The following is a 19,902-nucleotide window of genomic DNA, read 5'->3' as shown; positions in this document are numbered from 1 at the left end:
GTAATTATAATAGCACAATTACTACGACAGGTAAAGTAAAAAAAGAAAAGAAAATAGAAAAAACAGCAACCTGTCAAAAAAAGACAAATTACTGTTTAATAGTTAATACTTTATTAGATTGTATCTCCATTAAAAATAGAGTTTTTAACAATAACATAGTCCACTTTGCGGATGGCTTCCAAATCTTTCCCGCCGGCATAAGAGATAGAGGATTGTAAATCTTGGCGCATCTCAACTAGGGTGTCTTCTAGTTTGCCTTTGTAGCGCAGCCAGATTTTTTTCCCTTCTACATTCTTCTTTTCTCCTTTTTGGAACTCAGAAGCACTACCGAAATATTCTTTGTAGACAACACCGTTCTCTACCTTGGTTTCTCCCGGAGATTCTTCGTGACCTGCAAATAGAGAACCAATCATAACCATAGTTGCCCCGAAACGAACGGATTTAGCGATATCTCCATGTGTACGAATACCGCCGTCTGCAATAATCGGTTTACGTGCTGCCTTTGCACACCAGCGCAGCGCCGCTAACTGCCAGCCGCCAGTACCAAAGCCAGTCTTGATTTTTGTGATGCAGACCTTACCAGGACCAATCCCGACCTTTGTCGCATCTGCACCAGCATTTTCAAGCTCGCGAACCGCTTCAGGCGTACCTACGTTTCCTGCAATCACAAAGGTATCCGGAATATGTTTTTTCAAATGCTGTATCATCTGAATCACTGCATTTGAATGCCCATGGGCAATATCAATTGTTACGTAATCAGGAATCAACTGCTGTTTAGCTAGTTCTTCAACAAAAGCATATTCCCCTTCTTTAACACCCACACTAATGGATGTAATCAGATTCTTTTCCTTCATTCGTTTGATAAAAGGAATACGTGCTTCCTCATCAAAACGGTGCATAATATAGAAATAACCTTTTTCTGCTAAAAATTCTGCTATTTTTTCATCAACGATTGTCTGCATATTTGCAGGAACCACTGGCATTTTAAACTGATGCTTACCTAACTGCACTGTTGTGTCGCATTCAGAGCGGCTGTCTACAATACATTTATTCGGAATTAACTGCACATCTTCATAATCAAAAACTTTCATTCTACTATCTCCTAGCATTTTTAATAGTTTTTTAGGCTTAAAATACGTAAAAAGAACAGCAATTATAAAATAATTGTTCGTCTTTTTTCGGCGCCCATGATAATTTACATCATTTTGAGAGCTTTGTCAAAGGAATTCTTTAAATCCTTGCTTTTTTCTTCCAGTCCTTAAGATTTTTTAGTACCGAACTTTGTCCCTCGCTAAAAAGTTGTTGTATAATTAAAGCTGAGACTACGAAAAAGAAAGGTTCTGATTTTTTTATGTTGAAAATTGAACAAATTAAAACAGGTATCATTGAAGAAAACTGTTACCTTATTTATAACGACAAATCGCTGCTGATTGTAGACCCGGGTGCGCAGGCACAAAAGCTGCTTGATGCCATTAGTAAAATCAACAAAACGCCTCTAGCTATCCTTTTGACGCATACTCACTACGATCATATCGGTGCTGTTGAAGAATTACGAAAAACATTTGATATTCCAGTTTACGTCAGCCCATTAGAGCAAGACTGGTTATCTAACCCGCAAATGAATCTATCTGGTTTAGCACGTCATGACGATTTGCCTGATATCGTCGTTCAGCCTGCTGAATATGAATTTGAAATGAAAGACTATACCATCGGCGGCATGTCCTTCACCGTTGTGCCGACACCCGGTCATTCAATTGGCAGCGTTAGTTTTATCTTTGATGATTTTGTAGTGACTGGGGATGCGTTATTCCGAGGCAGTATTGGCCGTACTGATTTGCCGACCGGCAATCAGGAACAGCTCCTGCATAGCATTAGAACCTATCTGTTTACTTTACCAGATGAATTTCCAGCGTATTCAGGGCATGGTGAAGCAACAACTATTGGTCATGAGAAGAAAACAAATCCCTTTTTTCAGTAAACGATATAAATGAGGTGAACGTATGACAGAAACAAAGCTTTATATCATCCGCCACGGAAAAACAATGTTTAACACAATTGGGAGAACTCAGGGCTGGTCAGACACCCCTCTGACTGCAGAAGGAGAGGTAGTAATTCATCAATTGGGAGCTGGATTGAAGGGCGTAGCTTTTGAAGAGGCCTACTCCAGCGACAGCGGACGTGCTATGCAGACAGCGCGAATTATTCTACAGGAGCATTCTCACGGCGAGCAGCTTCCCTACCGTACAGACAAGCGGATTCGTGAATGGTGCTTTGGTTCACTGGACGGCGGCTATGATGGGGAATTATGGGGCGTAGTTCCTCGAATTTTAGCGTTTAAAAATTATGAAGAAATGATGTCCAAATCCATTACGTATGAAGAATTAGCCAGCGCTATCATGGCAGCTGATACGGCTGACTGGGCAGAACCTTACGAAAAGATTCGTGAACGCACATGGAACGGCTTTGAGGATATTGCACACCGCCGTGAAAAAAACGGTGGGGGCAACGTGATGATCGTTTCTCACGGGTTAACAATCTCCTTTTTGCTTTCCCTCATCGACGACTCTCTTCCTATGCAGATGGGATTGGAAAACGGCAGCGTTACGACGCTTCTTTATAATAACGGGAGCTTTACGATTGATAAAATCAATGATTTGAGCTACATCGAAGCTGGAAAAAAAGAACTAACCGAAAAAAATCTTCTATAAGTTAAATATCGTAGAACTTGGAGCAAAAATTAACTGGCTTTGTTTCAAATTCTTCTTGTAAAAGAGTGTAGAACAGAAATAAAAAGACGATAAGAGGATGTTCCCTTCTCCTCCTATCGCCTTTTTGTCTTGTTCCATTTGTTATTGTTTCAGCTGACCAACCGTTTTTCTGGACTGCTGAATATGTTCCAACGTCTCATCATAATTACTGGATGCATAAAGGAAAAACAAAACATCAACTACATACATCTGTGCAATCAGTGAAACTGTCGCCGCACTTCTCAGCGGTGCCTCCTCGCCTTTGGCTGTTAGCAAGACAATATCGCTGTATTTCGCAACCGTTGACTGCTCATTTTGAGTTATTCCTATGGTAGGGATACCATTTTCAGCAGCAATACTCAATAGAGAAATCAGTTCCCTTGTCTCTCCAGAATTGGATACCGCAATAAATAGACTTTTTCCCTTTGTCGTTCCCATAGCTGAAGCAAATAAATGATGATCCAGTGTACAGAATACATTTTTTCCAAGTCTGGTAAACTTTTGATGAATATCCTGAGCGACTAAAGAAGACGCGCCTAAACCATAAACAAAAATCAGTTCGGCCTGTTCAATCAGCTCAAACACTTCAGTTATATTCCTTTCATCTAAAAGATCTGCTGTGCGCTCCACTGCATGAACAAAACGAACGTTCAGCTTCTGCTTGATTGCCTCTACAGATTCATCCTTTTCCACTTCTGTATACATATCTGTTGCCATTGAGCCCAAATTTGCAGAAAGCAGAAGTTTCAATTCGGTAAACCCATTAACATTTATCGAGTGACAAAATCGAATGATAGCCGCAGGACTAGAAGCTGCTTTTTTTGCCAGCTCCTGCGCACTTAAAGTGATCACTTCATTCGTATTATCCAAAATATAGTCTGCAATCTTCTGTTCTGACTTCGGCAGCTGTGCTCGATAATCTTTAATTGACAAAATAATATTCTGCTTCATTCTAATCACTCCCCATTCTTTTTTTCATTAAATGATGTATTCCACATTCTCTATTATAATATATATTTTTGCTTCTTTAACAAAAAAGACAAGAAAATTTTTCTCGTCTTTTTCTGCTATTTATTTCATATCCTTTGGAATCCCAAAGAAGAGCGTCGCTGCAAAACCGCCAGCGTATGCAGCCAGCAAACCTAAAACATAAGCCAGCCATTGATTATTAGCAATCAGCGGAATTAATGCAGCACCACTTGGTCCAATAGCAATTGCTCCAACATTGCCAAATGCCCCGATTACAGCTCCGCCAATTCCTCCGCCTATACAGGCTGTGATAAAAGGACGACCTAATGGTAATGTCACACCGTAAATTAGCGGCTCACCAATTCCCAGAATACCGACGGGAAGTGCTCCTTTAATCATTTCCACAAGCTTCGTATCTTTTCTGCAGCGTATCCATAACGCAATTGCTGCACCTACTTGCCCAGCACCAGCCATAGCCAGAATTGGCAGCAGTAAAGTTTGTCCAGTTTGAGTAATCATCTCCATATGAATCGGTGTTAGAATTTGATGTAGACCAAACATAACCATTGGCAGGAAAGTCAGCCCCAGCACGAAACCAGCAAATGCTCCGCCAGTTTGCAAAACAGTATTAATAATTCCAACTAGACTATTTGAGATAAAACCAGCAATCGGCATAATTAGAAAGATAGTAGTCAAACCGATAACGAGCAACGTAATCGTTGGAGTAATAATAATATCAATTGAATCCGGAATTACCTTATGCAGTTGTTTTTCCAATAAAGAAAGCAACCAAACCGCAAAGATAACACCAATAATGCCCCCTTGACCTGCTGACAACGTCCCACCAGTAAATAAGTTCGGCAATGGTGCATCAGGATTCATCCCTGTCAGCATTGTTACGCCGCCGATAACTCCGCCAAGAGCTGGAGTAGCGCCGAACTCGCTGGCACTATTAATCCCTGTATATAAAACCAGATAAGCAAAAATTCCGTTTTTGATGATATTCAGTACATCCACATACTGCTGCCACGAAGCAGCTAAGTCTCCTGCAACAATCAGGTTGGACATAACCGCAGCAATGCCGCCAATAATTCCGGCGCCTACAAATGCTGGAATTAGCGGAACAAAAATATTAGAAATAGATTTTAAAATGGCTTTAAATGGAGAATTACTTTTGTGCTTTTCTTTTTGTTCAGCCTTCATTTGTGCTGCTTTTTCTTCAACAAGTTCTTTTCCTGATTTTCCGGAGATAGCTTCTGTCTGTTCAGAAGCAGGAAATTCCTCTCCCAGCTTTACGCCGGCAATGTCCACCATTTCCTGTGCAACCTTATTGACTGTTCCTGGTCCAATAACTACTTGTAATGTGTCGTCTTCAACAACCCCCATAACGCCGTCAATCGCCTTCAACTTTTCCAAATCGACTTTATCATAGTCCCGAATATCCATCCGGACACGCGTCATACAATGCCGCAGCTTTTCCACATTACCCATTCCGCCTACTTCTTCATAGATTTCTCTGGCGATTCGTTGAATTTTTTCCTCTGCCATTCTCTTTTCCTCCTTGATTAAGAAATTGTATTTTTAATAAAATGATTGCCTTTAATTAATTTTTCTTCTGCCTCTTCTTTTGAAGAGTTAGTTAAAATCATTACAATTGCCAACTTGACATTCTTATCGGCTTTATTAAAGTAATCAGCAGCTTCCTCATATTTACAGCCAGTTGCTTCCATAATTATCCGCTTAGAACGTTCCACTAGCTTTTCATTGGTTGGCTTGACATCAACCATCAGATTACCGTAAACCTTACCAATTCCGATCATCGAAACCGTTGACAGCATATTCAAAATCAACTTTTGAGCAGTACCAGATTTCAAACGAGTCGAGCCAGTCAAAAATTCCGGTCCAGCATCAACCTCAATAATTGACTGTGCATATTGGCTGATTTCAGCATGCTTATTGCAGGCTAACGAAGCTGTTCCTGCACCAACTTCATTGGCATATTCTAGTGCGCCAATGACATACGGTGTCCGTCCGCTGGCAGCAATACCTACTACATAATCCTCTGCTGTCAAATGAAGATTGATTAGATCCTGCCTGCCAAGCTCTTGAGAATCCTCTGCGCCTTCAACGGCAAGAGTCATCGCTTGTTCACCACCAGCAATTAGTCCCTGAACCATTTCTGGTGAAACACCAAAAGTCGGTACGCATTCCGCTGCATCTAAAACACCTAGTCTACCACTTGTTCCTGCACCAAGATAAACAAGACGACCGCCTTTTTTAAAGCTTTGAATAATTTTTTCTACCACTACTTCAATAGCAGGTAATGCTTCTTTGACTGCCAAAGCTACCTTTTGATCCTCTTCGTTCATTTTGAGTAACGCTTCTTTTACTGTTAGCTCATCTAAGTTCATCGTATTTGTATTTCTTCGCTCAGTTGTCAAGTTATCTAAGTTCATTTGTTAAAAATCCTTTCTTAACTAATTTAAATTTCACTCCGCCTTTAATTTGACTAACTAACGACTTATCCAAAGCAGCAATCTCAGCGGCAATATTCACTTTCTCGTCTTTCGGAAGATACTTCCGAATGATTTGTATTTCCCCCATATATCGACCATATTTTTTGTTGTCTACAGTTACTAGTCCTAATGTCCGTTCTCTAATAATTTCAGGCTCAATTACAGGGATTTGTCTAAAACGCGCAGCTGCACTGCGAATCACATCTCTTGCTGCATCCAGCCGATTGGTGTGTTCGCCTAAAACATATTCATAAAAACGGCTGCCTACATCTTCTGTTTCCAAAATCAGCTGTTTTTGACTCAGATAACCTTCAAATTGTCGAATCGTTCGGAAATCAATCTCTGGATCGCCAATATAAACTGCATCAACTGCCAGTTCTTTTAATTGGAGTGCAGCAGCCAACGGATTGAGTCCCCGGTGTTCTTCTAAAGTCGGTAGTCCTTCAAACAGAGGACCGCGCAATTCTCTATTTCCCGGAACAAACGCAAAAATTTCAAAACCATTTTCACTCAACCAACGATTTTTTTCTACAAACATTGTTTTATCTAAACCTGTTTCTGGTCGGGGATAATAATTGTGCCAAGCTTCAAAGCTGGAAAAATCTGCCTCATATTTCTTTAGTTCAGCAATATCCTCAGCAGTAATGGTACTGGCATTCAAACCAACAGTTAGCTGATGAGACAGTTCAGCAATCTCTTTATTAGAGATTGCGTAGTCCATTCGCAACCCAGTTACTCCCAGCGCTAAAATTTCATTGACTCGATTAGTGGATAAACCAGCCCGTTCCAACGTAGCCCCGGATATGTCCACCATTAATTTCATTCCTTCAGAAGCTGCAACCCTGCCAAGAGCTTTGAGTCTTTCCAGGTATAATGAAGCATCATCTTCGGGAATATGAAGTGATGTAAAAATTCCTCTAAAACCAATCTCACGTAACTCTTGAATATACTTAATCTTCTGTTCTGTCAGACCCTCTCCTAAAAATATAGAGATTCCATACATAAACTGCTGCCTCCTCTTTAATACGCTTACATTATATATCGATTGAAATAAAATTTCAAGTATAATCAAAAAAATAATCTTATTAGTAAAATTAAATTTCACAAAAATAAAAATAGAAAAGCACTTGCCAAATTGACCAGTGCTCCACTCTCGCTATTTGAATAAATGATTAGTTAAACTATGGAATAGTGTAATCATTAAAATCATCCGGTTTCTTTGATTATCGTTTCAATCTGATTAGTCTACAGTAAATCCATCCATTCTATGTATTTGGTTTTTATCAATCAATGATTTCTCCTATTTTTTCTCCAACCTTTACTTTACCAGACTTTTTCATGACAAACTTTTTTGCTTCGTCATTTGATGTAATCGCAACAATCATATCTGTTTCTTTTCCAAACTCCTTCAACTCATCGAGATTCACCTCTGCGACAACCATTTGAGGCGTTACTAATTCCCCTACTGTGACTTTCAAATCAAAAGGAAATCCCTGTAATTCCCACGTATCAATTCCCATATGAAGCAAAATCTCCACATCATTATCCATTCGTAAATTCATTGCATGTTTGGTCTTATAGATACTAATGATTCTGCCGAAAACAGGCGCATGAATGATGCCGTTTTCCGGAAAAACGGCATAGCCGTCCCCTAATAATTTTTGTGAAAACACTGGATCTGCCACTTCATTAATCTTTACTGCTGTTCCGTCAGCAACAGCATAAAATGAGTTTCTCGCGTCTGCTGCATTTTTTGATAATGGTCTATACATTTCTATTCCTCCAGTATAGCCCCCCTTGTTTCTAGTATAGAAAAACATCTGCAAAAACACAATTAAAACAAATTACTTAAAATTTTAATACATGTAATCTATAGTTGGTTGGTTTTTTTTCCACTTAACGGTATACTATACATGTATCTATTTTTATATAGAAAGGAATGAACTCATGTTATCTAATTTATGGAAAGCAATTATTCTTGGAATTATCGAGGGTATCACTGAATGGCTTCCAATCAGCAGCACAGGACATCTTATTCTAACCGATGAATTTATCAAAATGAACCTTAGTGCTGATTTTATGGAAATGTTCAATGTTGTTATCCAATTAGGTGCTATTATGGCCGTTGTTGTCTTGTATTTTCATAAGCTAAATCCTTTTGCCAAAACAAAAACCGAAGAAGAAAAACAAGACACTTGGGAACTTTGGAAGAAAGTTCTGGTTGCCTGTGTACCGGCAGGCGTGATAGGCATTCTGATGGATGACTGGCTGGATGCCCATTTTCATAACTTTGTAACTGTGTCTATTATGCTGATTGTTTATGGTATCGGATTTATTCTTGTTGAGAGACAAAATAAAAACAAAAAGCCAAAATGTACCAGCTTAAACCAATTCACTTATAAAGCAGCAATTATTGTCGGTTTCTTTCAGGTATTATCTTTAGTTCCTGGAACTTCACGTTCCGGTGCTACAATCTTAGGAGCCATTATGATTGGTGCTTCCCGTTATGTTGCAGCTGAATTCTCCTTTTTCTTGGGAATTCCTGTTATGTTTGGAGCCAGCTTCCTAAAAATTGTTAAGTATTTAATGAAGGGAAATCTGTTTAACTTCTCTGAATTCTTTATTCTGTTAGTAGGGGCAGCTGTTGCTTTCCTAGTTTCAGTTGTCGTCATTAAATTCCTGCTTAACTATATTCGAAAACATGACTTTACTGTTTTTGGCTGGTATCGAATTGTTTTAGGGGTACTTTTAATCAGCTACTGGTTATTCTCGTAAACAAAGAAGAGTCGAAGGATTGCCGTCCTTCAGACTCTTTTTTTGTCGTATTTTGTATTTATTTAGATAGAAGGCAAATAGAGTGGCTGTACTACGCTTCTCTTTATGAACCCATATCTTTGATTTTAATCAAACGCGTAATTTCTCCACGTTCATTTTCTTCCAGCTTCATCTTGATGTAATAGATGGTTTCTTCCAGCTGAGGAATGGTCATATACTCCAGAGCATTTACCCGTCTACGGGTCTTTTCAATCTCCTCTGCCATTAACTGACACGTTTTTTCTACTTCGGCCAGCTCTAAAAGCTTAGGCAAAACAGAAGAAATTTTGTCAAAGGAACGATCCAGCTCTGCATTAGAATTTAGATAACCATAATTTAACGGCGCATCGACAATTTCCTCATCATAATGAAAATTCATAATAGGAACAGCCACACTCATCACATTTTTCTCAATGATGTCCATTGTGACATCACTTGCCGGGATGGAAACCAGTTCCTCAATGAAGGCTTCATTCAGCGTGCTACTGGACAAAACAAAGCTGGACAGGGCTCCGCTTAATTCTTCTTCTACTTCAAGACGAAGTTCATTATTTTTCCTTACCAGCAGAATAAAACGGCGAATCAGTTCATCCTGCTTGTCTTTCAACAGCTTGTGTCCGCGACTGGCAGTGCCCAGCTGCTTTTTCAGACGGGTAAGCTCCATACGTGTAGGATTCACATTCAATCTAGCCATTGTGCTCACTCTCCCTTAGTCAAATAAGCATCCAGCATATCATCCTTGATACGTTTTAATTCAGTTCTCGGCAGCATAGCTAACAATTCCCAGCCAAGATCCAGTGTTTCCTCAATTGAACGATTTTCATAAAATCCTTGATTGATATACTCATTCTCAAAGCGATCTGCAAATTTCGCGTAGATTTTATCTACATCAGATAAAGCCGATTCCCCTAGAACAACTGCTAGTTCTTTGGCCTGCTTCCCTTGAGCATAAGCAGCAAACAGCTGATTCATCGTTGCCGCATGGTCTCCTCTGGTTTTACCTTCTCCAGTTCCTTTATCCTTCAAACGAGAAAGCGAAGGTAAAACATCAATCGGCGGTTGAATCCCCTTCTTATCAAGCTCTCTTGACAAGATAATCTGCCCTTCAGTAATATAGCCTGTCAAATCGGGAATTGGATGCGTTTTATCATCCTCCGGCATAGTCAAAATAGGAATCTGCGTTACCGAACCTTTTAAACCACGAATACGGCCGGCGCGTTCATACAAAGTTGCCAAATTGGTATACAGATAGCCTGGATAGCCGCGACGCCCTGGTACTTCCCGGCGGGCCGCAGAGATTTCACGCAGCGCTTCACAATAGTTTGTCATATCCGTCATGATAACCAGCACATGCATCCCTTTTTCATAAGCAAGATATTCTGCAGCAGTTAAAGCCATTCTTGGTGTAGCAATCCGTTCAATCGCCGGATCGTTCGCCAGATTCATAAACAGCACCGAACGGTCGATAGCACCTGTTTGACGGAAATCCTCCATAAAGAACTCCGCTTCTTCAAACGTAATACCGATTGCCGCAAAAACAACAGCGAAATCATCTTCACTATTCAGCACGTTGGCCTGACGGGCAATTTGTGCTGCTAAATCTTTATGAGGCAGACCTGAACCGGAAAATACCGGCAGCTTCTGACCACGAACCAGTGTATTCAGATGATCAATTGCAGAGATTCCAGTCTGAATAAATTCATCGGGATAATCTCTACTGACAGGATTGATTACTTCACCATTTATATCCAGACGTTTCTCAGGAAGAATATCAACACCATTATCTTTCGGACGACCTAAGCCATCAAATATCCGGCCAACCATATCTTCCGAAACACCTAGTTCAAGTGGATGACCTAGGAAACGGACTTTTGAATCACGAATATTAATTCCGCTCGTTCCTTCAAAAATCTGAACCATGGCTTTATCACCATTGACTTCAAGCACTTGCCCCCGTCTAATATCGCCGTTTTGCATCCGAACCTCAATCAGTTCCTCATACTTTACGCCTTCAACCTTTTCAACAATCATTAAGGGTCCAACAACTTCATTAATCGTACGGTACTCTTTAATCATTTGTCATCCCCCCATCAGCAACAATTTGTTTCATCGTAGTCTTAATTACTTCTACAAGTTCATCCAGACGGTCAATTTCTTCCTCTGGTACATATTTGCTTCGGGCAATGCGATCACGGATTTCACCTGTTCCATTAATAATCTCAGAGAAGTATGCGTTGAGCTCCAACGCTTTCTTTCCTTCTTCAAAGAAAGTCAAAATCAGTTTCAACATTTTAAACTGTTTGTCTCTTGAGGTAAACGTATCTACGTCGTCAAACGCATTCTGCTGCAAATAATCTTCTCTCAATGATTTTGCGACTTCCAAAGTTAAACGGTCTTTATCAGATAAAGAATCAATTCCGACTAAACGAACAATTTCTTCCAGCTGAGATTCTTCCTGTAAAATTCTCATCCCTTCGGCAACCATACCAGACCAGTCGTTTTGCAGCTGCTGATCCAAATATTTTCCGACCTCTGTGCTGTATAGCGAGTAGCTTTGAAGCCAGTTAATCGATGGAAAATGACGTTTTTGAGCGAGGATTGAATCCAATCCCCAGAAGACTTTCACTACACGCAGCGTGTTTTGCGTCACCGGTTCCGAGACATCTCCACCGGATGGAGAAACCGCACTGATTGCAGTAATACTTCCTTCTCGATGATCTTTTCCAAGTGCCACAACATGACCTGCCCGCTCATAATATTCAGCTAAACGGCTGCCTAGATAAGCTGGATAACCTTCATCTCCGGGCATCTCTTCCAAACGTCCGCTCATTTCCCGTAAGGCTTCTGCCCAACGAGAGGTAGAATCGGCCATGATAGCTACCGAATAGCCCATATCACGGAAGTATTCAGCAATTGTAATACCTGTATAAATTGATGCTTCCCGTGCTGCTACCGGCATGTTTGATGTATTGGCGATAAGCACCGTTCGTTCCATCAATGATTTACCTGTATTTGGGTCAATCAGCTCTGGAAACTCATTCAGAACATCCGTCATTTCATTTCCCCGTTCACCACAGCCCACATACACAACTAAATCCACATCCGCCCACTTGGCGATTTGGTGCTGCACAACTGTTTTCCCAGCGCCAAAAGGCCCTGGTACTGCTGCTGCTCCGCCTTTTGTCACAGGAAAGAATGTATCAATAACCCGTTGACCAGTAATCATAGGTGCTTCCGGATTCATTTTTTCATAAATTGGACGCCCCTTACGAACCGGCCATTTCTGCATCATAGTAAATTCTTTGTCTCCCTGCTCGGTTTCCAAAGTATAAACGGTCTCTTCTATCGTGAATTCTCCGCTTTTCACTTCCTTCACAGTTCCTGATATACCTACAGGAACCATAATTCGATGCTGGATAACATCAGTTTCCTGAACAGTACCAATGATATCCCCAGCAGTAACTTCTGTTCCTACAGTGACAGATGGCTCAAACAGCCATTTTTTCTCACGGTTTAAAGCGGGAATTTTAACACCTCTACCTAAAAAGTTACTGGCAGTTACTTCCGCAAATGTATCCAGCGGACGCTGAATCCCATCAAACATTTGTGAAACCAGCCCTGGAGCTAACTCCACAGAAAGCGCTTCTCCAGTTGAAGTTACCTGTTCTCCTGGTCCAATTCCAGTTGTTTCTTCATATACCTGAATTGAGGCAACGTCTTTGCGCATCTCAATAATTTCTCCGATTACGCCTAAATCTCCTACATGACAAATATCCTGAACACTTGCATCAGACATATTATCTGCCATGATCAGAGGACCAGATACTTTGACAATTTTTCCTTTTTGCACTATCTTTCCTCCTGTTCCGAGAATGAAGCTGAGACAGTTCCAGTCAACCAATCTTTTTAAGTAATAGTCCATTAGAACTATTACTTATTAAAAGAATAAAAAATTAGCTGAACAATTATCATACAGAAATTTCTGTCTCGAACTTTATCATCTGAGAAAGCCGTTATCCCCGCTTTCTCATTGTCTAATTCAATTTAAATTTATAGTATATTCTGTCCAATTGCCTTTTCGACATTTTCCTGAACAGCCTTTCGTCCAATTCCAGTGGTTCCATCATGACTTGGTATCAGGATGATTGCCGGCTTCATTTTGCTCTTATAGCGGTCAATCGTTTCTGTCACTTGTTCAGAAGCCTGTTCAGTGATAAAAATCACGCCATAGTCTTCTTCTGCCATCTGTTCAATACTTTCTCTAATCTGTCTTCCAGACATACCGTAGCGAACATCAAAGCCAAAAAGCTTAAAAGGCATCACAGAATACTTGTCTCCAATTACTCCAATTTTATGAGCCATTGACTGATCGCATCCTTTCCTTCAGTTGTTCTGCCGGGAAATGATTTTTCTTACCGACTACAAGCAAACGTAGATTTTTCCACTCAACTTCTTTAGCATTAAGATAAGAGAGCAGCGGTAGTGGACCAAAGGCTACCACATTTGATTTATTAAAAATATTTGTCAGATAATCATCCTTAACCCTTTCAAAAGCAACTAAATCAAGCTCATGGGTTTCCGAATCAATTAACGGTGTTAAGATATCTCCATATTTTGTAGCTGCAGCAAATGTCGAAAAAACTTCTAATGTGCTTTCAGCGTACGGCAGATAGTCACTTTTCGGAATACTTCCAGAGCTGGAAAGAACCGTAGATAAGAAAGTCTCCGTCTGCTTCTGAACAATGCCTCTCGCCATGATTGAAATATTGGTTAAATCGATGAAACTCATCACTTCAGCCAAAACATCTGCATAGCCGAGCTTTTCAGCCAGCTGTCGTTGAAAGGTAAGAAATGTCCGGTCATAAATAATATCTATAGCCTGCAATACAGTTGATTCTTCCAAATAATTAAGCACTTCTCGAATTGCCGCCATCAGAATCTCAGGCAGCTCACTAGATACTCTAGTATGAATAGCGCTTTTCACCGCTTCTAACGTATAACGCCCGTCTGCAACAAACAAATGATCCAGATTCTGTCCAGTGACCTCGGCCTTCGTCAGCACCTTCAGGTTATGAAAGGTGAAACGCGAAGTATAAATAGAAATAATTTCAGGCTCAGGCGCCATCTGATATAGCCATTCGTAAAGCTTGCCCTGTTCTTTGGAATAAATGTACTCAAAGTTATCCTCAAAGTCTTCCTGCAAGTAATTGCCATAGACTGTATTTTTCAGCAAATCTCTCATGTCATCGATGCTTTCTGCTGCTAAAAGCTGATCATACTGTCCGGCAGTTAAAAGCTCCGTTTCTTTCAAACGAATTAGAGGATTAATTTGATTGTATGCTGTTTCTTTCATCGTTATCCTCTCCTATCTGAATAACATCTCAGCAATTTTGTAGCTTTCCGCCGTTTGAATTTCCTGTACTAGTGTTGAAAACAGAAAATTATACTCGATACCGTCCTTTGCAAGAACAAAGCCGCTTTCTTTCCTGATTAGCTGATCAGACAACGTTAGCTTTAAGTCTGTCGTGTTAAATGTCTGCAGCCATTCTTGACTAATTTTATCCTGAGAAAACTCTCCAACACTTACTTCAACTTCACCAGCCAACTCCAAATTTGCTAGAATACCTGATGCAAACTGTTGAAACGTAGTCAAATCCCAATGATTCATCTTTTCAACGGTCTCTTTAAATAGTCTGGATAAAAGCTCTTGTTTGTCATTCAATGTAGTTTGTTTTACCTCAAGCTGCTGACGGTTCTGCTTTTGCTTGAATGCTTTTTTCATCTGTTCATCGTTTTTTTTGATTTGCTTCTTTTCCTGAATCTCTACAGCAGCGGCTTGCTCAGCAAATTCATTTTCGATTCGCTCTTTTTCTACTGTCTTGTAGGCCGCCGCTTCCTCTTTTCCTTTTTCGAGGATTTGCTCGACGATTTTTTCAATTGCATCCATAATTAGCCTCCTCTTACTTCACATTCAGTACAAGTAAGAAGGAAATAACGAATCCTAAAATCGCATACGTTTCTACCATTGCTGCATAAATAATCCCTTTTGTGGAATGCTCAGGTTTTTTAGCTAAAATCTGAATACCAGCCGCTGCTACACGACCTTGGGCAATTCCAGAGAACAATCCTGCAAAAGCAATTGGCAGAGATGCAACGAAGTAATCCAACCCTTGAACCATTGTCATACCATTATCCAAATTAATAAAAATTAGAAACGCAATAACGAACCCATACAAGCCTTGTGTTCCGGGCAGCAGCTGTAGAATCAATGCCTGACCAAACTTTTCCGGCTGTTCTGTTGTCAATGCAGCAGCCGCTTCACCAGTGAAGCCAACCCCTTTAGCCGAACCAATCCCTGAAAGAATTGTTGCCATTGCCATTCCTAAAACTGCAAAAATTATACCGCCGTTCTCATTTATTAAATAATCAATCATCTTCTATTCCTCCACTATTTCTTCAATTTCGTCTTTTCAATATTTAAATATTTTTCTTCTGTTTTCAAAGGCTGAAAGGCTCTGCCGCCTCCGGTGTAAAATTTCCCAAAGAACTCCACATATTGTAAACGTGCACCATGTACATAAGCACTCAGCAGACTTAAAAATAGATTCAGTGCATGAAGCGCAATGATTAGCAGAATTCCTACTGTAAAACGTGCAACAGGAGGCATAAATTCCACCAGCATATTAAATGCTGCCGCAATACTCCCGCCGGAAATTCCTAACGCCATCAGACGTGTATAGCTGACTAAATCACCAATGTAGCCTGTCAAGTTGTAAAGCTCGTAAAGTCCTTTAGCCAGACCCTTCGCTTTCGATTTTGTCTGAATAACAGGTACAGCTACAATAGAAAGCGCCGAAATCACTGCAATTACAATGCCCGTAAGGAAAAAGCCGTTGTTTTTCAACACAATTGTTCCCAGTACCGCAATTAAAATCCCCAGCAGCAAGCCCTGCCAAGCAAAGCTGGAGCCAATACTTTCCAGATACTGTTTCCGTTTAGTTAACTCGATTCCGTTAACAATTAGACCGGTCATCAGCTGGATAAACCCAAATGCTACAGACAACAGAAGAATCGTATTTACGTCTTCTGAGGTCGAAAGGATTGGGAACGGCAGCTGAATGCCAAACAAACTTTCCGGGAAAGACGCTCCGAAAAAGGACCCATAGATAAAGCCCCAAATAATCGTAGGAAAAGATAAGATGAAAAAGAAATCTGCAAAACGCTTCATCCCTCTTGGTAAAATCATCGTTTTCCTTACAACCAGCGTTGCCAGAAGCATCAACAATCCATAACCTAAATCCGCCACCATCATTCCAAAGAAAACCATATAAAACGGTGTCATAACCGGCGTTGGATCAATCTCATCATATTTCGGCAGGCTATACATTTCAGTCAGCATTTCAAAGGGAGCAACCACCTTATTATTTTTCAGCTGAACCGGCATATCCCCGGCAATTTCTTCCGTTGTCGGCTGTTCAAACACGCTGTATATTTCTGATTTTGGTACCGCATCATACAGCACATCAAGAAACACTTGTTTTTCATCCGATGGAATCCAGCCCTGAATTAAAGAAAAATAGGCAGTATTTAACAAATGAGCCTTTGCTTCTTCACGGTAAATCAATGCGTAAATCATCTCTTCACCGGTATATAAATCATCTAAATGTTCCCGATAAGCTGCCAGTTCATATTTAATCTGTTTCTCTTCGTCAACTAACACAGCGAGTTCTTTTTTAGTTGCCTCATATGCTTCTCGAGGCAATACATCGAAAGAATAATTCAGCTTGTCAAAGCTGACCCGGTTTAACAAATCACTAATCAGCGCTTCACTCTCTTTTAAATAAATTAAACTGTAGTAGACATGATTCGTACTGTGATACAGCTCTTCAGCATAGACAAACGAAAGCTCTTCCATAGCAGTTAAAAAATCCTGATTGTTCGCTGCGTTTACCGAGCCCGAAACAAGAACTGCATCTTTTAGGGAAACCGTCTGTGGAACTACATCAAGAGACTGCCACCGCGCCAGCCAATCTTCATCCGTCAACAGCTTTTTACGCTGTGTTTCCACAAAATTTAAACGGCTTTTCAACTGTTCAATACCTTCCAAATATTCAGTTACTTTCTTTTTATTAAAAGAAGCTTCCAAGGATTCCAAGCTTTGAATTCTACGCTTAAATCCTCTTCTTTTTCCGTCGTTAGTTGAAAAATGTTCGATAAACAATAAGGCATCCTGAATTCTCAAAAGCAGCTCTTCGTAAAATTTCTTTTCCGCTTTTTCTTCGCCGACCCGATTTGAAGCAAAATAATTTTCAATATATGATTGATCGACGCTTGCATGGTGAAAATCTTTAATCTCAATTGTCTGCAAACCCTGTATTGCTTGGAGGATTACTTCTTCTTTCTCAGCAGCCGCTATTAGCGTAACCTTTTCCATTTTATTGACTGCCATAAAGCTCATTCACCCTCTCTATGATATAATCAATCATCTGTTCTTTGTTCGCATCATATTTTTCGTGAAACAGCTTCATCTGCTCTTGGGCATCCTTCAGCAATTCCTCTTTTTCTTTTTGAAGATGTTCCTGTTGGAAGTGTTCCGTTTCCTGAAGCAGTTTTTTTACTTTTTCCTGGCTGTTCTTTTGAGCCGCCAGAACTTCTTGTTCCTTTCCTCGCCCGTAATCAGCCATTTCCTTTTGTACGTCCTGTTTCATCTTCTGCACCTGATTTTCAGCTTGACGAATTTGCTCTAACGCATTCAGAACCATCATTTCACCTCCAGTTAAATCTATGTTTTATGACTGCCTTCCAACAGTCATGCGGAAGGCTTCTTTTAATAGAACCTGTACCTTCCTAATAAAATAATACAGAAAAAAGACCGAACTCAACAAACCATCCTTCTCACCCCTTGAAGAACATGATCCTTGAAGCTTCCGCCCAACCATTTTTCTTATTCACATAACAATCATTGTATCAAAAAGCTGACAGAAATTCAATTGCTATCCAAACATTTTCTGTCAGCTAGCAGTTAATTTTTTAGACGGATATTTTTATAATCCTGAGCATTTCCACCGACAATAATGTCTTTAATATCCTCAACGATTAGCCAGTCATCCATGTTCTTTTGGCGGTCATAGGTCATCGGTTCAATTGCTTCTGGATTCTCAATCGTCACCAGGCAAAGTACCTTTTTTCCATACCAGCGCTTTTTCTGTGCTGCAGAGAGCTGCAGCTGTTCTTGCTTGCTTTCTAAAATAGCCGTTGATTCATCTTCCGTCATTTTTTCCGAGTTAAAAACATCTTTAACTACAGCTTTAGCTTTTATCTGACATGAACCATCATTTTCGACAAAGTATAATGTTTCTCCTTTAAACACTCTACTGTGAGGCATTTTCCGGCCGGCAGCTCCCCTGACTATCATAGTTTTTTCTCCTGACAAAATCTTATCAAGAACATTGGATTTTTTATCTGTATACACTAAATGTTCCATAACATACGCTCCTCTCTTTTTTCTGCTTAACAAGCAGTTCTAATTAAGTTTATCATAATTTTCGCTTTCTATTAAAAAAAGAACGAAACAAAACGAATTATTCGTTTTGTTTCGTTCTTCAAGTTCGCATAGGCTCTAAGACAAACGCACTTGCAGCGGTAAAATACTTTGACCGAAGCCTTTTTTTCTTAAGATACGGTTTTATTCTTCCTCTGTAACAACCAGCACATCACAAGCGGCATGATTGACCACATAGGAAGTAGTTGAACCAACTAACACACGCTGGATTGCATTTAAACCAGTTTTTCCGATAATAACTAAATCAATTGTTTCTTCCGACTCAGAAAAACCTGCCAACAAAGTTTTAGGATAACCATACAGTACATATGTGGCAACATCATCCAGTCCACCTGCATGAGCTAAGTCAGCTCTTTGCTGCATCTTCTCTTCTTCTTTCACTCTAAGGTCTTCCATCGCATTGGTGACTGAAACTGTCAACTCACCAAAATAATTACTGATTTCTTCAATTATATAGACAATATGAAGTTTGGCCTGATTTCGTTTGGCAATTTCCAATGCTTTATCAAACGCCTTTTCAGCCTGGGGTGAACCGTCTACTGCAACTAAAATATTTTGATATTTATAATCCATGATGAATCCCTCCCTACACTTTCATTCTACTATGAATAGAGTAAAACGGAAAGCAATTCTCTCAGATTCTAAAAGCCCTTTTTCACTGGCAAGCAGCAAATTGTCTTTTCATAAAAAATATGCTATACTAACTACAGAATTTCGTTATCATACATCGTTGCCTTTCATAATTAACACGAAAGGAGAATGATCACTATGACATTCAAAACAAACACTATTAGTTACCGTGTAGCATTTGATACAAAGAACAACGTGTTTATGGTCTATGATGCAAACGACCATAACAAAGTCGCATACGGTGTTACTATCGAACGAGCTATACATCAACTAAAACAAACTGCTTAAGGAGCTAAACAATCCAATGGATGATTTGTGTAGTACCTCTAGAACAGAATAAAAAGGTATCAGAACAGGAATAAACCTCTCTGATACCTTTTTTGTTTTCACTGCTAATTGATTATTTATCCCACAACCGTCTTTTGCCTATTTTTTAAAGAAGCCTTTTACTTGATCTGCAATCCCGTTAATATCCATATTATCTGGAAGAGATTTCATCAGTTTCGTATATTGCTCTCCAATCTCATCCTTATGTTCTTCCAAGAATTTTTTAGCTTTTTCAAAATTCCCTTCTCCAATCAAATCCGTAGCTTTCTTAATCAATTCGTCCTTATTCATAGTCCGTTCAACTCCCCAATTTCTTTTAAAAATTTATTTTACCCTA

Annotated in this window: 21 protein-coding genes and 1 other annotated feature; of the genes, 3 read left to right on the top strand and 18 right to left on the bottom strand. The window is 39.8% G+C overall.

Going from position 1 to position 19,902, the window contains the following annotated elements; genetic code table 11:
- Positions 1 to 113: 113 nt before the first annotated feature.
- Positions 114 to 1,091, bottom strand: a complete 978-nt coding sequence (gene guaC / locus AC1Z3K_RS11685) for a GMP reductase (protein WP_461732805.1) — start codon at positions 1,089 to 1,091, stop codon at positions 114 to 116.
- A 260-nt stretch (positions 1,092 to 1,351) separates the two neighbouring features.
- Here guaC and AC1Z3K_RS11680 point away from each other — a divergent pair, with 260 nt between their 5' ends.
- Positions 1,352 to 1,978: an MBL fold metallo-hydrolase gene (locus AC1Z3K_RS11680; RefSeq protein ID WP_426081569.1), complete on the top strand. Its 627-nt coding sequence runs from the start codon at positions 1,352 to 1,354 to the stop codon at positions 1,976 to 1,978.
- A 22-nt stretch (positions 1,979 to 2,000) separates the two neighbouring features.
- Complete coding sequence (locus tag AC1Z3K_RS11675; RefSeq protein ID WP_461732804.1) at positions 2,001 to 2,708, top strand: histidine phosphatase family protein; 708 nt, start codon at positions 2,001 to 2,003, stop codon at positions 2,706 to 2,708.
- Positions 2,709 to 2,849: 141 nt separating this feature from the next.
- Here the strand turns inward: AC1Z3K_RS11675 and AC1Z3K_RS11670 are convergent, their stop codons facing one another.
- The 5 genes from AC1Z3K_RS11670 to AC1Z3K_RS11650 all read right to left on the bottom strand — a co-directional run bounded on the left by AC1Z3K_RS11670 (position 2,850) and on the right by AC1Z3K_RS11650 (position 8,004).
- On the bottom strand, positions 2,850 to 3,698 hold the full coding sequence (locus AC1Z3K_RS11670; protein WP_426081571.1) for a MurR/RpiR family transcriptional regulator: 849 nt from the start codon (positions 3,696 to 3,698) through the stop codon (positions 2,850 to 2,852).
- 120 nt (positions 3,699 to 3,818) lie between these two features.
- Entirely contained in the window at positions 3,819 to 5,264 is a 1,446-nt protein-coding gene (locus AC1Z3K_RS11665) for a PTS transporter subunit EIIC (protein ID WP_426081572.1), read from the bottom strand.
- 17 nt (positions 5,265 to 5,281) lie between these two features.
- Positions 5,282 to 6,172 (bottom strand): N-acetylmuramic acid 6-phosphate etherase, encoded by an 891-nt coding sequence (murQ, locus tag AC1Z3K_RS11660; protein ID WP_461732803.1) that lies wholly within the window; start codon positions 6,170 to 6,172, stop codon positions 5,282 to 5,284.
- The gene (locus AC1Z3K_RS11655) at positions 6,159 to 7,235 is read right to left on the bottom strand and encodes a DUF871 domain-containing protein (RefSeq protein ID WP_461732802.1); all 1,077 of its coding nucleotides are present in this window, start codon (positions 7,233 to 7,235) and stop codon (positions 6,159 to 6,161) included. Before AC1Z3K_RS11655 ends, murQ begins: the two co-directional genes overlap by 14 nt.
- A 280-nt stretch (positions 7,236 to 7,515) precedes the next feature.
- Positions 7,516 to 8,004 carry a PTS sugar transporter subunit IIA gene (locus AC1Z3K_RS11650; RefSeq protein WP_426081577.1) on the bottom strand — a complete coding sequence of 163 codons (489 nt, stop codon included), beginning with the start codon at positions 8,002 to 8,004 and terminating at the stop codon, positions 7,516 to 7,518.
- A gap of 175 nt (positions 8,005 to 8,179) precedes the next feature.
- Between AC1Z3K_RS11650 and AC1Z3K_RS11645 the strand changes: the two genes are divergently transcribed.
- Positions 8,180 to 9,007: an undecaprenyl-diphosphate phosphatase gene (locus AC1Z3K_RS11645; protein WP_426081578.1), complete on the top strand. Its 828-nt coding sequence runs from the start codon at positions 8,180 to 8,182 to the stop codon at positions 9,005 to 9,007.
- Positions 9,008 to 9,110: 103 nt separating this feature from the next.
- Here the strand turns inward: AC1Z3K_RS11645 and AC1Z3K_RS11640 are convergent, their stop codons facing one another.
- The 12 genes from AC1Z3K_RS11640 to AC1Z3K_RS11585 form a co-directional block, all read right to left on the bottom strand.
- Positions 9,111 to 9,740 carry a V-type ATP synthase subunit D gene (locus tag AC1Z3K_RS11640; protein WP_426081579.1) on the bottom strand — a complete coding sequence of 210 codons (630 nt, stop codon included), beginning with the start codon at positions 9,738 to 9,740 and terminating at the stop codon, positions 9,111 to 9,113.
- A 5-nt stretch (positions 9,741 to 9,745) separates the two neighbouring features.
- Positions 9,746 to 11,122: a V-type ATP synthase subunit B gene (locus tag AC1Z3K_RS11635; protein WP_426081580.1), complete on the bottom strand. Its 1,377-nt coding sequence runs from the start codon at positions 11,120 to 11,122 to the stop codon at positions 9,746 to 9,748.
- Entirely contained in the window at positions 11,115 to 12,896 is a 1,782-nt protein-coding gene (locus tag AC1Z3K_RS11630; RefSeq protein ID WP_461732801.1) for a V-type ATP synthase subunit A, read from the bottom strand. The genes AC1Z3K_RS11635 and AC1Z3K_RS11630 overlap by 8 nt, the downstream gene beginning before the upstream one ends.
- A gap of 200 nt (positions 12,897 to 13,096) precedes the next feature.
- On the bottom strand, positions 13,097 to 13,408 hold the full coding sequence (locus AC1Z3K_RS11625) for a V-type ATP synthase subunit F (RefSeq protein WP_426081582.1): 312 nt from the start codon (positions 13,406 to 13,408) through the stop codon (positions 13,097 to 13,099).
- Complete coding sequence (locus AC1Z3K_RS11620) at positions 13,398 to 14,399, bottom strand: V-type ATPase subunit (RefSeq protein ID WP_461732800.1); 1,002 nt, start codon at positions 14,397 to 14,399, stop codon at positions 13,398 to 13,400. Before AC1Z3K_RS11620 ends, AC1Z3K_RS11625 begins: the two co-directional genes overlap by 11 nt.
- A gap of 12 nt (positions 14,400 to 14,411) precedes the next feature.
- Positions 14,412 to 14,993, bottom strand: a complete 582-nt coding sequence (locus AC1Z3K_RS11615) for a hypothetical protein (RefSeq protein WP_426081584.1) — start codon at positions 14,991 to 14,993, stop codon at positions 14,412 to 14,414.
- A 13-nt stretch (positions 14,994 to 15,006) separates the two neighbouring features.
- Positions 15,007 to 15,480: a V-type ATP synthase subunit K gene (locus AC1Z3K_RS11610; protein ID WP_426081585.1), complete on the bottom strand. Its 474-nt coding sequence runs from the start codon at positions 15,478 to 15,480 to the stop codon at positions 15,007 to 15,009.
- Positions 15,481 to 15,494: 14 nt separating this feature from the next.
- Positions 15,495 to 17,495 (bottom strand): V-type ATP synthase subunit I, encoded by a 2,001-nt coding sequence (locus AC1Z3K_RS11605; RefSeq protein WP_461732799.1) that lies wholly within the window; start codon positions 17,493 to 17,495, stop codon positions 15,495 to 15,497.
- Positions 17,482 to 17,811, bottom strand: coding sequence for a hypothetical protein (locus AC1Z3K_RS11600; protein ID WP_426081587.1), 330 nt, complete (start codon positions 17,809 to 17,811; stop codon positions 17,482 to 17,484). The genes AC1Z3K_RS11605 and AC1Z3K_RS11600 overlap by 14 nt, the downstream gene beginning before the upstream one ends.
- A gap of 124 nt (positions 17,812 to 17,935) precedes the next feature.
- Positions 17,936 to 17,983 (bottom strand) — a sequence feature (sodium ion sensor (DUF1646 type); this cis-regulatory element may regulate processes involved in with the transportation of sodium ions).
- An 85-nt stretch (positions 17,984 to 18,068) separates the two neighbouring features.
- A complete protein-coding gene (locus AC1Z3K_RS11595; RefSeq protein WP_426081588.1) occupies positions 18,069 to 18,530 on the bottom strand; it encodes a hypothetical protein in 462 nt (153 codons plus the stop codon).
- 201 nt (positions 18,531 to 18,731) lie between these two features.
- Positions 18,732 to 19,181, bottom strand: coding sequence for a universal stress protein (locus AC1Z3K_RS11590; RefSeq protein WP_461732798.1), 450 nt, complete (start codon positions 19,179 to 19,181; stop codon positions 18,732 to 18,734).
- A gap of 483 nt (positions 19,182 to 19,664) precedes the next feature.
- Complete coding sequence (locus AC1Z3K_RS11585) at positions 19,665 to 19,856, bottom strand: hypothetical protein (RefSeq protein WP_426081590.1); 192 nt, start codon at positions 19,854 to 19,856, stop codon at positions 19,665 to 19,667.
- Between the last annotated feature and the right edge of the window lie 46 nt (positions 19,857 to 19,902).

Source organism: Enterococcus sp. LJL128, from assembly GCF_056924295.1.
Note: the sequence above shows the minus strand (reverse complement) of the source record. Positions and strands in the feature narration are given on the sequence as shown.

Excerpts from the sequence above, each read along its gene's own strand:
- AC1Z3K_RS11670 (WP_426081571.1), bottom strand. The coding sequence starts at position 3,698 with ATGAAGCAGAATATTATTTTGTCAATTAAAGATTATCGAGCACAGCTG.
- AC1Z3K_RS11595 (WP_426081588.1), bottom strand. The coding sequence starts at position 18,530 with ATGGAACATTTAGTGTATACAGATAAAAAATCCAATGTTCTTGATAAG.
- AC1Z3K_RS11600 (WP_426081587.1), bottom strand. The coding sequence starts at position 17,811 with ATGATGGTTCTGAATGCGTTAGAGCAAATTCGTCAAGCTGAAAATCAG.
- AC1Z3K_RS11665 (WP_426081572.1), bottom strand. The coding sequence starts at position 5,264 with ATGGCAGAGGAAAAAATTCAACGAATCGCCAGAGAAATCTATGAAGAA.
- AC1Z3K_RS11645 (WP_426081578.1), top strand. The coding sequence starts at position 8,180 with ATGTTATCTAATTTATGGAAAGCAATTATTCTTGGAATTATCGAGGGT.
- AC1Z3K_RS11615 (WP_426081584.1), bottom strand. The coding sequence starts at position 14,993 with ATGGATGCAATTGAAAAAATCGTCGAGCAAATCCTCGAAAAAGGAAAA.
- AC1Z3K_RS11610 (WP_426081585.1), bottom strand. The coding sequence starts at position 15,480 with ATGATTGATTATTTAATAAATGAGAACGGCGGTATAATTTTTGCAGTT.
- AC1Z3K_RS11640 (WP_426081579.1), bottom strand. The coding sequence starts at position 9,740 with ATGGCTAGATTGAATGTGAATCCTACACGTATGGAGCTTACCCGTCTG.
- murQ (WP_461732803.1), bottom strand. The coding sequence starts at position 6,172 with ATGAACTTAGATAACTTGACAACTGAGCGAAGAAATACAAATACGATG.
- AC1Z3K_RS11605 (WP_461732799.1), bottom strand. The coding sequence starts at position 17,495 with ATGGCAGTCAATAAAATGGAAAAGGTTACGCTAATAGCGGCTGCTGAG.
- AC1Z3K_RS11590 (WP_461732798.1), bottom strand. The coding sequence starts at position 19,181 with ATGGATTATAAATATCAAAATATTTTAGTTGCAGTAGACGGTTCACCC.
- AC1Z3K_RS11635 (WP_426081580.1), bottom strand. The coding sequence starts at position 11,122 with ATGATTAAAGAGTACCGTACGATTAATGAAGTTGTTGGACCCTTAATG.
- AC1Z3K_RS11675 (WP_461732804.1), top strand. The coding sequence starts at position 2,001 with ATGACAGAAACAAAGCTTTATATCATCCGCCACGGAAAAACAATGTTT.
- AC1Z3K_RS11625 (WP_426081582.1), bottom strand. The coding sequence starts at position 13,408 with ATGGCTCATAAAATTGGAGTAATTGGAGACAAGTATTCTGTGATGCCT.
- AC1Z3K_RS11650 (WP_426081577.1), bottom strand. The coding sequence starts at position 8,004 with ATGTATAGACCATTATCAAAAAATGCAGCAGACGCGAGAAACTCATTT.
- AC1Z3K_RS11585 (WP_426081590.1), bottom strand. The coding sequence starts at position 19,856 with ATGAATAAGGACGAATTGATTAAGAAAGCTACGGATTTGATTGGAGAA.
- guaC (WP_461732805.1), bottom strand. The coding sequence starts at position 1,091 with ATGAAAGTTTTTGATTATGAAGATGTGCAGTTAATTCCGAATAAATGT.
- AC1Z3K_RS11680 (WP_426081569.1), top strand. The coding sequence starts at position 1,352 with ATGTTGAAAATTGAACAAATTAAAACAGGTATCATTGAAGAAAACTGT.
- AC1Z3K_RS11655 (WP_461732802.1), bottom strand. The coding sequence starts at position 7,235 with ATGTATGGAATCTCTATATTTTTAGGAGAGGGTCTGACAGAACAGAAG.
- AC1Z3K_RS11620 (WP_461732800.1), bottom strand. The coding sequence starts at position 14,399 with ATGAAAGAAACAGCATACAATCAAATTAATCCTCTAATTCGTTTGAAA.